A 14,192-nucleotide genomic window follows, 5' to 3' on the forward strand; every position below is an offset into this window, starting at 1 on the left:
CGACCAACACGGTCGCCCTTGCATCCTGAACGATCGAAACCTGCGTTAAGGATGCGGCCAATTCTGTCGAATCCCGTGCATTCAGCGTCTTAATCTATGTATTTTCACATATATATTTGAGCCTGTTATTGTCGAAAAATTGCATTCAATTCACGCTTGGAATAAAAGGTGACATTTATGCCCGGACGTCAGAGCGAGATCTGACTCTTTGCGCACGTTAAGATGCGTGCAATCTTTTCCGCGTTTTCTCAATCTCCAGTTGTTCTCGCACAGGTTGTAACCGCGATGTGCCTCCGCCTCTGCGCGAGGATCCTGAGGCGAAGAGACGGCGCTGCGGCCGTCGAATTCAGCCTCATCGCACCTCTTCTGCTCGCTATCCTCCTGGGAATCATGGCGTTCGGCAGCTTCCTCGGCTTCGCCCACAGCCTCCAGACGGTTGCGAGCGAAGCGGCCCGTGCCGCCGTCGCGGGACTCGACCCTGCCGAGCGCATCACGATCGCGACGGCGGCTGCACAACGTAGTATTGCAACCAGCCCGTTGCTGCGCCCGAATGCCGTGTCGATCGAGGCGGGCCAGGACGCCGCCGATCCGGATCTCTTCACCGTCACGCTGCGCTACGATCTCAACGCAACGTTGCTCAGCCTGATTCCACCCCTGCTGCCCGTGCCCAAGGCGCTGTCGCGCACGGCCAGCATCCGCAGGGGTGGGCTGTGAGGCTCGGCCCCCTCGTCCGGCGCGCGCGGCGGGACGATACCGGATCGATCATCCCGGTCACCGCCGTCGCGCTCGCGGCCCTGTTCGGCTTTGCCGGATTGGGGATCGACCTCGGCGTGGTCTTCCTGGAGAAGCGGCGCGTCCAGTCGCTGGCCGATCTCGCCGCGCTCGCATCGGTCCGATCGAACAACAGCGTCGATGCGGCGCGGCGGGCCCTGTCCGACAACGGCTACGGCACCCGGGCCGAGCTCTCCGTGACGCCGGGCACCTACAGCGCCAACCGCGCGACGCCGGCGGCCGGCCGCTTCGCCGGGGGCGGCAGCGACCCCAACGCGGCCCATATCCGCCTGACCAGCAGCGTCCGCACGGGATTCTCGCGGGTGATCGGCGCGCCCGCCAGCTACGCGGTCTCGGGCGAGGCCACGGCCATGCGCGCCGACCTCGCCGCCTTCGGGCTCGGCTCGCGCCTCGTCGGCCTGGATGCGGGCATCGCGAACGCCCTCCTGTCGCGCCTGCTCGGCACGACCATCACCCTGTCGATCATGGATTACCGCGCGCTGGCGAGCCTCAGGATCGATGCGCTCGGCTTCCTGCGCGCCGCGGCCCCCCGGGTCGGAATCCAGGCCGGCACCTACGACGAGGTGCTGAAGGCCAGCCTGTCGGCCCTCGATCTCACCACTTTCCTCGCCCAGGCGGCGGAGCGGACGAGCACGAGCGCCCCCGGCCTCGCGGCCCTCAACGCCCTGACGGCCGTCCTCAGCGGAACGGGCCTCTCCGTGCGGCTCGCCGGATTGCTGACGGCCGGCGCCTACGGGCCTTTGCCGCTGACGCGGACGGGGGAGGCGCTCTGGGTCAACGCCCTCGACGTCATCGGCGCGGCCGCCTTCCTGGCCAATGGCAGCAACCAGGTCGGGCTCGACCTGGGCAGCGCCGTCCCGGGCCTCCTGCGCGCCAGGATCACGCTGCGCATCGGGGAAGCTTGGCGCACCTCCGGCTTCGTCGGCGCCGGCGCCGGCCTGAGCACGGCCCAGCAACGCCTCCTGGTCGAGGTCTGGATCCCGGGTCCGGCCGGGCTGATCAGCCTCTACCTGCCGGTCTATCTCGAACTGGCGCCGGCGCGCGCCACGCTCAGGAAGGTCGCCTGCCCCTGGACGACGCCGGGCGAGCGCGCGGTGACGCTCGACGTGACCACCGGGGTCTCCTACCTCGCGATCGGCACTACGTCCGCGAGCGCGATCGATCTCGGCGCGCCCCGCCCAGGCCTGGTCCCGGCCCCCATCCTGCAGGTGCCCCTGCTCACCGTGAGCGGGACGGCGAGCCTCGAACTCGGCGCCTCGACGCAATCCGTGAGCTTCGGCGATGACGACATCCGGGCCGGGCGCACGAAGACGGTGTCGACCGGCAACCTCGCCGGGTCCCTGTCCGCCGGACTGCTCGCGAATCTCGACCTGCGCATCAATGGGACCGGGCTTCCCGGCATCCTCGATCCGCGCGGTCTCGTATCAACGGCCCTCGCCGCCGCGGCCCAGCCGATCGACGCCCTGCTGTTCTCGGTCCTCAACCTCGCCGGCGTGAAGGTCGGCTCCGCCGACGTCGCGGTCACCGGCACGCGGTGCGGCGGCGCCGTCCTCGTGCAGTGAGCGGCACAGCCTTCGATTGCATGCCCAAGCTCTCATTCGAAGCCGAAGTCGAATTTCCCAGACGCGTCACACTCCCATCGAGACCGCGCCCGTCATCCATCGCTTTCGTCGAACCTCAAGCCCAGTCGAGTCAGCCGATCATGTTCGTCGAGCGTCGAACTCTGCCGCGCAGCAGCGAGTTGCGCATCGCGCATCTCGCCTTCGGGAACGAGGTGACGCCGCTCTCCTGCCTGGTCTGGAACGTCTCGCCGTCGAGCCTGCTGATCGAGCCGCTCCCCGAGAACGCCGTCCCGGCCGAGTTGCGGGCCATCCCGGCCTGCCAGCGCCTCGACGGTCCGATCCGGATCAGCCGCCGGGCGCACGGCACCTTCGTGGTCGAGCGGCTCGCCGGTCGGGATACGGACGCGCGGATCGAGGCCGTCCGCCAGCCGTTCCGACAGCCCCCGATCGAACCGACGATCCACCATCCGCGCCCGTCTTCGAGGTCCTGACCCGATGTATCGGATGTTCAATTGCCTGGTCGAGCAGCACGCCGTCTGGGTCGTCCCGCTGGCGGGGCTGGTGTGCTGGGTCTCCCTCCACACGGCGCTGCGGCTCAACCGGCAATCCCTCGACAGCGAGGGGCGCGCCCGATGGGCGTGGCTGCTCGCAGCCAGCTTCTGCGCCGGGGCGGGGATCTGGTGCACGCATTTCATCGGTATGCTCGGCTACGATCCCGGCCTCTCCGTCGATTACCGCATCGACGGAACGCTGGTGTCCCTGATCATCGCGGTCTCCGCGGTCCTGGCGGCGTTCGTGGTGGTCCGGGTGGGGAGCCGCCTCCTCGGGGCGATCGGGGCGGGCCTCGTCCTCGCGCTCGGCGTGGCGGCCATGCACGTCGTCGGCATGCTCAGCATCCAGGTGCCCGGCGTGCTGGTCTGGGACAAGACCCTGCTCTGCGGCGCCGTCGGGAGCGGCTGCATCCTGTCGGCGGCCGCCTTCGCGGCCCACCGGCATCCGCGGACGATGCACGCCCCCATCCTGGTCGCGACCGTGCTCACGGCATCCGTGGCGTTCCTGCACTTCACCGCGATGGCGGCGGTCGAGATCGTGCCGGACCTGACCTTCGCCGAGGCGGCGCCGAGCCTCCCGCGGCTCGCCCTCTCTGCCGGCATCACCGCGATCATGCTCAGCATCCTGGGCTTCGGCGTGCTCGCGCTCTTCGCCGACCGGATGCGCCGCGCCAACGCGGCCCTGCGCGCCAGCGAGGCGGCGCTGCGCCTCAGCGAGGAGCGCCTCGCCCTCGCCGTGGATGCCGACGGCCTCTGGGACATCACCCTGGCGACGGGCGAGATGTGGCTGTCCGACCGCTGGCACATGATGCTCGGCTACGCGCCCGGCGAGCTCGAAGGACATACCGGGACCTGGGAGCGCCTCGTCCATCCCGAGGACAGGGCCCGGACCCTGCGCCTGCTGAACGACCATCTGGAGGGCCGCAGCGCGGTCTACGAGTGCGAGCACCGCCTGCTGCGCAAGGACGGCACGTGGTGCTGGGTCATGGCTCGCGGCAAGGTCGTCACCCGGACGCCGTCCGGGCATCCGGCGCGCATCGTCGGGCTCCAGTTCGACACCACCGTGCGGCGCGAGGCGGAACGGCGGATCGCCCACATGGCCCTGCACGACGCGCTGACCGGCCTGCCGAACCGGGTGCTCTTCCGCGAGCGCCTGAACGACCAGATCGCTCGGGCGCCGGCGCAGGGGCACGGCTTCGCGGTGCTGGCCTGCGACCTCGACCGCTTCAAGGCCGTGAACGACACCTACGGCCATCCCGCCGGGGACGCGCTCCTGAAGGTCATCGCGGACCGGCTGCGCAGCGTGGTGCGGGCGACCGACACCATCGCGCGCCTCGGCGGCGACGAGTTCGCGATCATCCTCTGCCAGATCGACGGGCCGCAATCGGCCGAGCTGGTGGCGCAGCGCCTGATCGAGGCGGTGGAGCGGCCGGTGGATCTCGGATCCTTCGTGGCCGGGGTCGGGATCAGCATCGGCATCGCGACGGCACCGGACGAGCGGGATGCCGACGACCTCTTCAAGAAGGCCGACATCGCGCTCTACCGGGCCAAGGCCGAGGGCCGGAACACCTTCCGCTACTACCTGCCCGGCATGGATGCGGGCGTCGCGAGCCGCAGCGGGCTGGAGCGCGACCTGCGCGCCGCGCTCCGCACCGGCGCGTTCTCGCTCCACTACCAGCCGGTCTTCGGCGCGGAGGATGCGGTGCTGCGCGGATTCGAGGCGCTTCTGCGCTGGCAGCATCCCGGGCTCGGCCCGATCTCGCCAGCCGAGTTCATCCCGATCGCCGAGGAGAACGGCCAGATCGTGCCGCTCGGCGAATGGGCCCTGCGCGAGGCCTGCCGCGAGGCGTCGCGCTGGCCGGACGACCTGCGGGTCTCGGTGAACGTGTCGGCGGTGCAGCTTCGCCAGCCCGGCCTGGAACAGGCCGTCCTCGGCGCCCTGGCCGCGGCATCCCTCGCGGCGACGCGGCTCGAGCTGGAGATCACCGAGAGCGTGCTCATCCGAGACAGCGAGGCCTCGATGGCCTGCCTCCACCGGCTGCGGGCGCTCGGCGTGCGCATCGCGCTGGACGATTTCGGCACGGGCTATTCCTCGCTGAGCTACCTGCGCCGCTTCCCCTTCGACCGGATCAAGATCGACCGCTCGTTCATCCGCGACATCGCCGACCCCGACACGGCCGCGATCGTCCGGGCCATCGTCGGCATCGGCACACGGCTCGGCGCCGCGGTGACGGCCGAGGGCGTCGAGACCGCCGACCAGCTCCGGCAGGTGCGGGACCAGAACTGCACCGAGGTGCAGGGCTTCCTGTTCGGCAGGCCGGTCCCCGCGGAGGAGGCCGCGCGGATCATCGAGGGCAGCGCCGGGCGGCGGGCGGCCTGATCCGACTCCTGTGCCATCAACCCGCCCGCATGGCCGCCTCCGCGCATTGGCGCAGGGCGTTGCGGTCGATCTTGTTGGTGGAAGCGAGCGGCATCGCGTCGAGGAACCAGACCCGGCGCGGATGCTGGTAGGCCGGGGCGTTGGCCAGCGCATGCGCCTTCACCCCCGCCTCGTCGACGCCGGCACCGGGCCTGCGCACCACGAAGGCGACCGGCTTGGTGCCCTTGATCGCGTCCTCGACGGGCACGACGCAGGCCTGGAGCAGGTCGGGATGGCCTTCGAGCACCAGCTCGACCTCGCCGGGGAAGATGTTCTCGCCGCCTGAGACGAACATGTCGTCGGTGCGCCCGAGGACGTAGTGGAAGCCCTCCGTATCGCGCCGGAACACGTCGCCGGTATCGTAGTAGCCGTCCTCCGTGATCGGCGCGCGCACGTCCGGCCTGTTGTGGTAGCCGAGCATGATGGCGGGGCTGCGCATCTGCAGGACGCCCGTCTCCGGCGCGTCCGGGCCGACGAGGCGCACCGACACCTCGGGATGGGGATAGCCGACCGAGCCGACCGGGGTAGGCAGGCCCGCCGGATGGTCGGTGAACACGATCGGACCGCCCTCCGTGGTGCCGTAGGCGTTGAGGATGCGCGCATTCGGCAGCAGTGAGCGGATCTGACGGGCGAGGGCGTCGTTGACCGGGGCGGAGCCCATGCGCACCGTGCGGACGCCGGTGAGGTCGGCCGCCTGGAGCGCCTCCTTCTCCCGCAGCATCATCGCGATCATCGGCGGCACGGCGGTGAGCCAGGTGCAGCGGTAACGGCTGATCGCGTCGATATAGGCCTTCGCCTCGAATTGCGGCAGCAGCACCGCCGTGGCGCCGGCCGCGCAGACGAGGAGCGCCAGGGCGAGCGCGTTCATGTGGTAGAGCGGCGCGGCGATGAGCACGCGGTCCGCGCGCAGATCCGTCTCCGCCATGCGGGTGCGGGCGACCCAGAGATGGCTCGCATGCGAGAGCCGCACGCCCTTCGGCCGGCCGGTGGATCCCGAGGTGTAGAGGAACAGGGCCGCCTCGCCGAGCTCGGGCTCGACCGGCACGAAGGGGCCGGGATCGAGCCAGGCCGCGAAGCCCTCCGCGCCGTCGGCGTCGAACTCCGCGACGCACAAGGGCGGCGCCAGCCCGTCGAGCTGGGCCCGGCGCGGGCCGTCGCAGAGCACCAGCCGCGCGCCGCAATCGGCGAGCACATGCGCGATGGTGGCCGGCGGAAACTTGTAGTTCACCGGCACCGGCACCACGCCGGCGCGCATCGCGCCGAGCAGCGCGGCGATGGCGTCCGGCCGGTTGGCGGCGAGGATCGCGATCCGCTCGCCGCGCCGGATCCCGCCGCGCAGGAGCCCGCGGGCGAAGGCGTCCGCCAGGGCGTCGAGCCGGGCGCAGCTCATCACCTCGGGCTCGGCCCCGGGCCGGACGCCGACGATCAGCGGGCGCTCCGGATCGCCGGTCCGATCGACGAGGTCACCGAGATTCGTCGCGGCCGTCATGCGAGCACCCTGCACAGGAGACGAAGATCGAAGGCGGGCAGCGCCAGCGTGCCCGTATCCGGGCCGAGCCGGGTCCAGCGGGCGCCCGCGACGGAGGCGGCCCGCGCCGCGAGGACGTCGAGCCCGGAGAAGACGAGGCCGAGGTCGCGGAAGCGCGCCCGCTCCCCCGGAACGATCGCGACCGTCGTGGCGCCGAGGCGGATCCGCCACGTTCCGTCCACGCGATCGGCCGGGGCGCCGCAGGCGGCGGCGTAGCGGCCGGCCTCGCTCTCCGGATCGGGGCTCTCCACCGTCAGGGCGTCGATGCCGGCGAACCCGTTCGGATGCGCGAACCAGTCCGGCCGCCAGACCAGATCCGGCGTCAGGTGCTCGCAATGGTAGAGGCGGCCCGCCGGAAACAGGTCCGCGGGGTGGCGCACGGTGCGGAAGCGCGCCTCCCGGGTCTCGCCGTCGACCGTCACCGGCCGCGAGAAGGCCACGGGCGGCCCGGCGGCGAGGCCCGCCGCCGCGAGGCGGCCTCGGGTGGCGACGGCATCGGCGCTCTGCAGGACGAGGCCGTTGAGACCGAACGGGCTGTCGAGCACGTCCTGCCGCTGCGGACCGGTCTCGGGCAACCCGACCAGCTCGAGATAGGGCCCCGGCGTCATCATCAGGTGGTTGATGGAGCCGAGGGAGTGATGCCCGCGCGGCGTGAGCTGGAAGCCGAGCGCCGCGAAGCAGGCGGCGGCCTCGTCCATGCGGCCGAGGACGTTGACCACCACGTGGTCGAGGGCGGCACCGTCCGGCGCCGCCCCCCGGGATGCCGGGCTCATTTGGCCGGCGCGGTCATGTAGACGCCGCGCCCGCTCGCGAGCAGGCGGCCCTCGCCGTCGAGGATCTGCGCCTCGGCCACCGAGATCTGGCCGCCGAACTTCACCACCTTGCCGCGGCAGGTCAGGTCGCCCTGCATCGCGGCCCGGTGGTAGTCGACGCGCAGGTCGACCGTCGGCACGCCGCGCCCGGTCTTCGAGACGAGCGCCCAGTCGGCGGTGAGATCGACGAGGGTCGCCAGGATGCCGCCATGGGTGTAGCCACGCTCGGCGTTGACGACCCATTCGGGGCGCCAGGTGGCCTTGAGCTCGATCTCGCCCTCGCCGACCGAGACGACGGAGAGGCCGAGCCACTGGTGGAAGGGGCCGCGCAGGAGGAGCGCCTCCACCTGCTCCTTGGTGAGGGGGGTGTCGGACATCGCTTCGCTCCTCAGGGGGTGACCACGATCTTGCCCATGACCTCGCGGTCGCGGATCAGGCGCAGGCCCTCGGCCGCCTCCTCCAGGGGCAGGACCTTGTCGACGGTGGGCTTCAGCGTGCCGGCCTGGATCATGTCCATCAGCGCCGACAGGTTGTCGTGGTAGAAGCTGTTCGAGCCGATGACCTTCAGCTCGAAGCTCCAGATGTAGCGAAGGTCTTCCTTCGGATCGTGGCCGGCGGTGGCGCCGCAGACGAGCAGCGTGCCGCCGCGCTTCAGACACTTCAGGGACGGGACCCAGGTGTCGCCGCCGGTGAAGTTGATCACCACGTCCACGCCGCCCTCGTAGGTCCGGCGCTGGGGCTTTCCGTAGTGCTGGATCGCCCATTTGGAGAAGTCGGTCTCGCGGTAGTTCACCACGTGGTCGGCGCCGAGCGCCTTCAGGCGCTGCGCCTTCTCGTCGCTTCCGGCGCAGGCGATCACCTCGGCGCCGAGCTGCTTGGCGAGCATCACGCAGCCCGTGCCGACGCCGCCGCTGGCGCCGAGGATCAGCACCCGGTCGCCGGCCTTCACCGTGTCGTGGGTGATCAGCATGCGATGCGCCGTGCCGTAGGCGACCGGCAGCGAGGCCGCGTCCACGTAGCTCACGTCCGGCGGCATCGCGATGAGCTGATCGGCGGCGACGCGGCAATACTCGGCCATGCCGCCGTCGAGCATCTCGCCCATCAGGCCCTTGGCCGTGTTGAGCGGGTTCACGAGCACCCGGTCGCCTTCCCGCCAGGGGGTGACGCCCGCGCCGACCTCGACGACCTGACCGGCCATGTCGAGGCCGATCACCACCGGCATCGGCACCTTGATGCCGGGCATGCCCTTCACGGTGAACACGTCGTGGTAGTTGAACGAGGAGGCACCGACCCGGATCACGACCTCACCGGGCCCGGCTTTGGGGCGCGGATAGTCCTCGACGACCTTCAGGTCGCCGACATCGCCGTGCTGGTCCAGCACGAGTGCTCTCATCGTACGCGCCATGACGTGTTTCCTCTCCTGATCGATCGGGAAGTTCGACGGCTGCGAAGGGGGCGGTCAGCGAACCGCCTTCGACGCTTCGTAGGGGGCCGTGACGAGGGCGGATGCCGGCAGATCGCCCTTCACCGCGCCGACGGTCCGGTAGACCGCGAAGGCCTGGCGGAGGGAGGCGACGTCGGCCGGCTCCATCCGGACGGTGTAGATGTCGTCCCAGAGGGCGGCGTAGGCCTTGGCGTCCGCCTCGCTCAGATTGGCCGCATCGCGCAGCGCCTGGGCGACCGCCGCCTTGTCGGCCTTGCCGAACGCGTAGGCCTTGCGCATGGCCGCCACCACCTTGGCCGGGGCGCCCGGATTCTCCGTCATCCAGGCATTGCGCATGAGGCCGACGCCGAGGACGGGCGGCGCGTCGGACTTCGTGATCTTGCGCCACTCCTCGCGGAAGCTGCCGATCCGGCGCAGCTTCATGTCGGGCAGGAGCGCGATGGTGACCGAGCGCAGAGCCGCCGCGTCGATGTCCTTCTGCGCCAGGAACTGCGCGAGGCGCGGGTCGTTGCCCGGCACGCCCTGATAGTCGGCGGCCTTGATGCCGTAATTCGTCTCGAGGATCGCCGCGGTGATGACGGCCGTGGCGCTGCCCGCGGGCGAGGTGCCGATCTTCTTGCCCTTGAGGTCGGCCATCGTCCGGATCGGCGAATCCGTGGGCACCACGAAGTCGAGATCGGCGACCTGGCTCGCCAGGACGATGCTGAGCGGGAGCCCGTCGGCGATCACGCTGAAGGCGGTGCCGGCGCTCGCGCCGATCGCGAAGTCGATTGCGCCCGCCGCCATCGCCTTGGTGGGGGCGTTCACGTCGGGGAACTTCACGTACTCGACGCTGAGCCCCTCCTTCTCCATGTATTGGCCGGCCTCGAGGACCGCGCCGAAGCCGAGGCTCACGCCCGAGCTCCAGTATCCGATCCGCACGCTCTCGGCGCGCACCGGGCCGGTCACGGCCATGACGAAGAGTGCGGCGAAGCCTGCCGCGTATCGACGGTACCGTCTCACGATCGTCTCCCGAATTGTCAGGACTTGTGACGGGCGTATTTCCTCGGCATCAGCCGCCGTTACGGCTGAATTTTCTTCTTCCAGGCGAAGAGATGCTGTTCGAGCGGCTTCAATACGAAGCTCTCGAGGCAGATCATCAGGGTGACGAGGGTCAGGGTCCAGGCGAAGACCTGATCCGTCTGGACGAGGTCGGCGGCTTGGCGCAGCCGGTAGCCGATGCCGCTGCTCGCCCCGAGGGATTCCGCCACGAGGCTGACGCGGGCGCCGAAGCCGAAGGCGAGCCGCGCGCCCGAGAAGAAGGTCGGCAGGATCGTCGGCAGGTAGATCTTGGTCAGCACCTTGCGGCGCGGCATGCGGAAGGTGCGGGCGAGTTCCAGATGCTCGGCGCTCACGGTCCGCGTGCCCTGCCAGACATTGGTCAGGATCAGCGGCATCGCCGTCATGAAGACCACGAAGATCGTCGTCCAGTTGGACAGCCCGAACCAGATCAGGGCGAAGATCGCCCAGATCGAGGACGAGACGGTGTTGATCACCGTCAGGGTCGGCTCGAAGAAGTTGCCGAGCCTCCGGCTCGCGCCGAGCGTCAGTCCGAGCGGCAGGCCGACCAGGGTGGCGAGGGCGAAGCCTGCGCCGATACGTCCGAGGGTGATGCCGAGATCCCGGGCGAAGCTCGGCTGGACGACGAGACCGGTCCAGGCGGACCAGACCCGGGCCGGGCTCGGCAGGACGAAGCTCGGCGCGTGCTGCGCGCCGAGCTGCCAGACGGCGAGCGCCAGCGCGACGAGGGCGAGCCGCTGCAGGACGGTGCCGGCCCGGCCGCGCCAGACGGTCGGCCGCTTCGGCTCGTGGATCAGGATCGCGGGGGTTCGGACCAGCATCAGATCCTCGCGGAAGACAGGCTGATCCGCAGGCGGCGCACTTCCTCGGTGACCGCCTCGGAGAGGGGATCGCGCGGATAGGGCAACGCCACGTCGCGGATCTCGCCGATCCGGCCGGGCCGCGGGTGCAGCACCACCACGCGGTTGGCGAGCACCACCGCCTCCTCGACGTCGTGGGTGACGAAGACCAGGGTCATCGCCCGAAGCTCCGCGATGCGCAGGAGCTCGGCGTGCATCTGCGCGCGGATGGCGGGGTCGAGCTTCGAGAACGGCTCGTCGAGGAGCAGGATCCTCGGCTCGGTGACGAGGCTGCGGGCGAGCGCCACGCGGCTGCGCATGCCGCCGGACAATTCGTGCGGATAGGCGTCGCGGAAGCTCGCGAGGCCGACGAGGGCGAGCGTCTCCTCGACCCGGCGCTCCCGCTCGGCCCGGCCCATGTTGCCGGCTTCGAGGCCGAAGGACACGTTCTGCGCGGCGGTGCGCCAGGGCAGGAGCCGGTCCTCCTGGAACATGTAGGTCATGGCCCGCCAGTCCCGGAAGGCGTGGGACGGGATGCCGTTGAGGAGAACGGCGCCCTCGTCCGGCTCGACGAGGCCCGCGATCATGTTGAGGAGCGTGCTCTTGCCGCAGCCCGACGAGCCGAGGATCGCGACGATGGCGTGCTGCGGGATCGCGATGTCGATCGCGTCGAGCACGTGCAGGGGCGCGCCGTCGCGCCGGTCGAACCACTTGCTGACCCGATCGAGCTCGACCGCGTTCACCGCTCGCCTCCCTCGCTGCGGGCCAAGCCGACCGGCACCACCGCGGCGTCGCGCAGGCTTGCGATGACCTTCTCCATGGTCATCTCCCGGAAGGTCTCGACATGCCGGCGTGCCACCACCGCGGCGCTCTCGGCATCGCCCGCCACCAGGTGCTCGATCAGCGCGGCGTGGTCGTTCTCGATGTTCGGCCGCACGCCCTGGACGCCGAAGCCGAGGGCGACGAGGCGTGTCATCTCATCGAGGAGCCCCGAGAGCATCCGGCACAGGCGCTGATTCCCGGCCGCGACCGCGATCGCCATGTGGAAGCTACGGTTGGCCTCCAGGAAGAAGTCGATCTGGTTGCCGACATCGACCGTGATGCGCTGGCGGCAAGCCTGTTCCAGGCGCTCGAGCTGGGCGCGGTTCACGCGGCCGGCGGCGCTCCGGGCGGCCAGGGGCTCCAGCTCCACGCGCAGCGAGAAGACCTCGTCGACATCCTTCACGGTGACCGGGACGATCCGGTAGCCGTGCCGCGGCATCGAGGTCACGAAGCCGTCCTGGGTCAGGCGCTGCAGGGCGATGCGGCAGCTCGCCTTGCCGAGTTCGAACCGCTCCATGATCTCGGCTTCCGTGAAGCGGGTCCCAGGCATGAGGCGGCAGGAGACGATCTCCCGCCGCAGGATGTCGTAGGCTTGGTTGGCGCGCAGGGTCGCGTCGGGGACGGCGAGGATGCCGGCTCCCGCCGGCAGGCCCGAGGATGGTCTGTCGCTCCGCACCTTGGTACCTCACGATCAAACGTTGAGAGTCTCACCGGATGCTGTGAGCAGCTCACCAGCACGATGCATGCCAAGCCCGTCGCATGCGTCGAAACGATCGCTGACGGTGCCGGATACGACCTGAGCGTTATCGCAGGCCCTCGAATCCCTGCCCGCGCGCTCCCACGGCCGGGAGGATTTGAAGCCCGGCACGTCTTTTGATCAGATCACCATTTCCGGTGAGCGGCCTAGACGGCTTGTTGTAGATCGGGAAGCCATGACGGTAAATAGAATGCGCTACCGATTTCCCATATCGAGCAATAAGTTGGTCCTATTCCCAGGCAATATCGTGGAATTTATCTCTCTTCGATCTGATCATTATCTCCCCACGACCTGCTCGATCCGTGCGCAGATGCGCGATTATGTGGGCAACACCGCGCGATCGTCCGGGGATACGCTGGATCCTTTGGTCTGGATTGGGGCTCGAGGGACGGTGCCGGCTGCCGGAGCCGTCGGCCGCCGCGGGATGCGATTTCGTATCGCGGGTGCGGGATGCGCGCTCGCGAGACAGACGAAGCAGATGAGCAAGAACGGGGCTTCGACGTGATCGACGCGGTGGACCGCAGGATCCTGGACGTGCTGCAGCAGGACGCGACCCTGCCGGTCGCGACGATCGCCGAGCGCGTGGGGCTGAGCCCGGCGCCGTGCTGGCGGCGCATCAAGAAGCTGGAGGCGAGCGGCGTCATCGCGCGGCGCGTGGCGCTGGTCGACCGCCGTAAGGTGAACGTCCCGACGACGGTCTTCGTCGCGGTCAAGGCGCCGCGCCACGCGGCCGAATGGTCCGAGGCCTTCCGGCGGGTCGTCGAGGGCTTTCCGGAGATCGTCGAGGCGTGGCGGCTGACCGGCGAGATCGACTACCTGCTGCGCATCGTCGTGCCCGATATCGAGACCTACGACGCCGTCTATCAGCGGCTGATCGCGCGGCTCGAATTCTCCAACCTGTCGGCCTCGATCGCCATGGAGGAGATGAAGTACACGACCGCGGTACCGACGATCTACATGGTCTGAAATCCGGCCGCGGCCCGGGCCTCAGGCGGCGAGGACCCGGTACTCGGTCCGGACCGAGGAGGCGTGGACCTCATGGTCGAAGCCGTAGACATGGATCGAGATCGCCTCCTCCGTACCCGGATTGACGATCTGGTGCAGGTTCGGCCCCGTCGGCATCATGCAGGCGACGTAGCCCTGCATGCGCGTCGCGTCGGCGGTGGCGACGGCCTCGGCCGGGCCGATCGGGCGGAACCAGACCTCCCGGATCGCGCCCTTCCAGACGCCGAAGCAGCAGGAGCAATGGTGATCGTGCACGGAGGTGCTGGCGCCGGGGCTCCAGACCATGGCCCAGACGCTGATGCCGCCGCGGCCGAACAGGAGGTTGCGCGCGTAGCCGCCGGGCCGGCGCTTCAAGGCCACGCCGTCGAGGAGATCGGGCCGCGTCATCAGCGCCTGCAGGGTCGCGCGGGCCGTGGCGAGGTAGGCGTCCGAGGATCCGCGCGCCGAGTGGCTCAGCGTTGCGAGGAGATCGGCGGCGCGGGACTCGTCTGAACCTGTGCGAACGGCTGCAACCACCGGGGCCTCCTTCGATGCCGAGGAGAGCCTAGCGTGGCCGCGCCGCGCGGTTTTCTCGTTCTGCGCGGCCGTTCGGCCCGATCGGG

At 69.9% G+C, this 14,192-nt stretch carries 14 protein-coding genes; 5 read left to right on the forward strand and 9 right to left on the reverse strand.

All coding sequences use genetic code 11. The annotated features are described in order from the left end of the window. Nucleotides 1–285 precede the first annotated feature (285 nt). The 4 genes from MTDSW087_RS11610 to MTDSW087_RS11625 all read left to right on the forward strand — a co-directional run bounded on the left by MTDSW087_RS11610 (nucleotide 286) and on the right by MTDSW087_RS11625 (nucleotide 5,285). Nucleotides 286–714 carry a TadE/TadG family type IV pilus assembly protein gene (locus MTDSW087_RS11610; RefSeq protein ID WP_238179194.1) on the forward strand — a complete coding sequence of 143 codons (429 nt, stop codon included), beginning with the start codon at nucleotides 286–288 and terminating at the stop codon, nucleotides 712–714. Continuing rightward, nucleotides 711–2,354 (forward strand): pilus assembly protein TadG-related protein, encoded by a 1,644-nt coding sequence (locus MTDSW087_RS11615; RefSeq protein ID WP_144763965.1) that lies wholly within the window; start codon nucleotides 711–713, stop codon nucleotides 2,352–2,354. The genes MTDSW087_RS11610 and MTDSW087_RS11615 overlap by 4 nt, the downstream gene beginning before the upstream one ends. Nucleotides 2,355–2,494: 140 nt before the next feature. Beyond that, nucleotides 2,495–2,845 carry a hypothetical protein gene (locus MTDSW087_RS11620; RefSeq protein ID WP_144763967.1) on the forward strand — a complete coding sequence of 117 codons (351 nt, stop codon included), beginning with the start codon at nucleotides 2,495–2,497 and terminating at the stop codon, nucleotides 2,843–2,845. Nucleotides 2,846–2,858: 13 nt separating this feature from the next. Beyond that, nucleotides 2,859–5,285: an EAL domain-containing protein gene (locus MTDSW087_RS11625; protein ID WP_238179192.1), complete on the forward strand. Its 2,427-nt coding sequence runs from the start codon at nucleotides 2,859–2,861 to the stop codon at nucleotides 5,283–5,285. Nucleotides 5,286–5,301: 16 nt separating this feature from the next. Here MTDSW087_RS11625 and MTDSW087_RS11630 read toward each other — a convergent pair whose 3' ends face one another. The 8 genes from MTDSW087_RS11630 to MTDSW087_RS11665 are packed head-to-tail and all read right to left on the reverse strand — an operon-like array spanning nucleotide 5,302 to nucleotide 12,504. Beyond that, complete coding sequence (locus MTDSW087_RS11630; protein WP_144763971.1) at nucleotides 5,302–6,813, reverse strand: class I adenylate-forming enzyme family protein; 1,512 nt, start codon at nucleotides 6,811–6,813, stop codon at nucleotides 5,302–5,304. Beyond that, nucleotides 6,810–7,625, reverse strand: a complete 816-nt coding sequence (locus MTDSW087_RS11635) for a VOC family protein (protein WP_144763973.1) — start codon at nucleotides 7,623–7,625, stop codon at nucleotides 6,810–6,812. Before MTDSW087_RS11635 ends, MTDSW087_RS11630 begins: the two co-directional genes overlap by 4 nt. Then, entirely contained in the window at nucleotides 7,622–8,041 is a 420-nt protein-coding gene (locus MTDSW087_RS11640) for a PaaI family thioesterase (protein ID WP_144763975.1), read from the reverse strand. The genes MTDSW087_RS11635 and MTDSW087_RS11640 overlap by 4 nt, the downstream gene beginning before the upstream one ends. Before the next feature lie 11 nt (nucleotides 8,042–8,052). Further along, on the reverse strand, nucleotides 8,053–9,069 hold the full coding sequence (locus MTDSW087_RS11645; RefSeq protein ID WP_144763977.1) for a zinc-binding dehydrogenase: 1,017 nt from the start codon (nucleotides 9,067–9,069) through the stop codon (nucleotides 8,053–8,055). A gap of 54 nt (nucleotides 9,070–9,123) precedes the next feature. Then, nucleotides 9,124–10,110, reverse strand: coding sequence for an ABC transporter substrate-binding protein (locus MTDSW087_RS11650; protein WP_238179191.1), 987 nt, complete (start codon nucleotides 10,108–10,110; stop codon nucleotides 9,124–9,126). 59 nt (nucleotides 10,111–10,169) lie between these two features. After that, on the reverse strand, nucleotides 10,170–10,988 hold the full coding sequence (locus tag MTDSW087_RS11655) for an ABC transporter permease (protein WP_144763979.1): 819 nt from the start codon (nucleotides 10,986–10,988) through the stop codon (nucleotides 10,170–10,172). Beyond that, nucleotides 10,988–11,749, reverse strand: a complete 762-nt coding sequence (locus MTDSW087_RS11660) for an ABC transporter ATP-binding protein (RefSeq protein ID WP_144763981.1) — start codon at nucleotides 11,747–11,749, stop codon at nucleotides 10,988–10,990. Before MTDSW087_RS11660 ends, MTDSW087_RS11655 begins: the two co-directional genes overlap by 1 nt. Then, nucleotides 11,746–12,504, reverse strand: a complete 759-nt coding sequence (locus MTDSW087_RS11665) for a GntR family transcriptional regulator (RefSeq protein ID WP_238179189.1) — start codon at nucleotides 12,502–12,504, stop codon at nucleotides 11,746–11,748. Before MTDSW087_RS11665 ends, MTDSW087_RS11660 begins: the two co-directional genes overlap by 4 nt. A gap of 585 nt (nucleotides 12,505–13,089) precedes the next feature. Here MTDSW087_RS11665 and MTDSW087_RS11670 point away from each other — a divergent pair. Beyond that, a complete protein-coding gene (locus MTDSW087_RS11670) occupies nucleotides 13,090–13,551 on the forward strand; it encodes an Lrp/AsnC family transcriptional regulator (protein ID WP_144764125.1) in 462 nt (153 codons plus the stop codon). Nucleotides 13,552–13,572: 21 nt separating this feature from the next. Here the strand turns inward: MTDSW087_RS11670 and MTDSW087_RS11675 are convergent, their stop codons facing one another. Next, on the reverse strand, nucleotides 13,573–14,106 hold the full coding sequence (locus tag MTDSW087_RS11675; protein WP_238179186.1) for a cysteine dioxygenase family protein: 534 nt from the start codon (nucleotides 14,104–14,106) through the stop codon (nucleotides 13,573–13,575). Nucleotides 14,107–14,192: the final 86 nt, after the last annotated feature.

The sequence above is a fragment of the Methylobacterium dankookense genome (assembly GCF_902141855.1).
In the GTDB taxonomy this organism is placed as follows: domain Bacteria; phylum Pseudomonadota; class Alphaproteobacteria; order Rhizobiales; family Beijerinckiaceae; genus Methylobacterium; species Methylobacterium dankookense.

Coding starts and splice junctions, on each gene's coding strand:
- MTDSW087_RS11610 (WP_238179194.1), top strand. CDS start 286: ATGTGCCTCCGCCTCTGCGCGAGGATCCTGAGGCGAAGAGACGGCGCT.
- MTDSW087_RS11620 (WP_144763967.1), top strand. CDS start 2,495: ATGTTCGTCGAGCGTCGAACTCTGCCGCGCAGCAGCGAGTTGCGCATC.
- MTDSW087_RS11625 (WP_238179192.1), top strand. CDS start 2,859: ATGTTCAATTGCCTGGTCGAGCAGCACGCCGTCTGGGTCGTCCCGCTG.
- MTDSW087_RS11630 (WP_144763971.1), bottom strand. CDS start 6,813: ATGACGGCCGCGACGAATCTCGGTGACCTCGTCGATCGGACCGGCGAT.
- MTDSW087_RS11635 (WP_144763973.1), bottom strand. CDS start 7,625: ATGAGCCCGGCATCCCGGGGGGCGGCGCCGGACGGTGCCGCCCTCGAC.
- MTDSW087_RS11640 (WP_144763975.1), bottom strand. CDS start 8,041: ATGTCCGACACCCCCCTCACCAAGGAGCAGGTGGAGGCGCTCCTCCTG.
- MTDSW087_RS11645 (WP_144763977.1), bottom strand. CDS start 9,069: ATGGCGCGTACGATGAGAGCACTCGTGCTGGACCAGCACGGCGATGTC.
- MTDSW087_RS11655 (WP_144763979.1), bottom strand. CDS start 10,988: ATGCTGGTCCGAACCCCCGCGATCCTGATCCACGAGCCGAAGCGGCCG.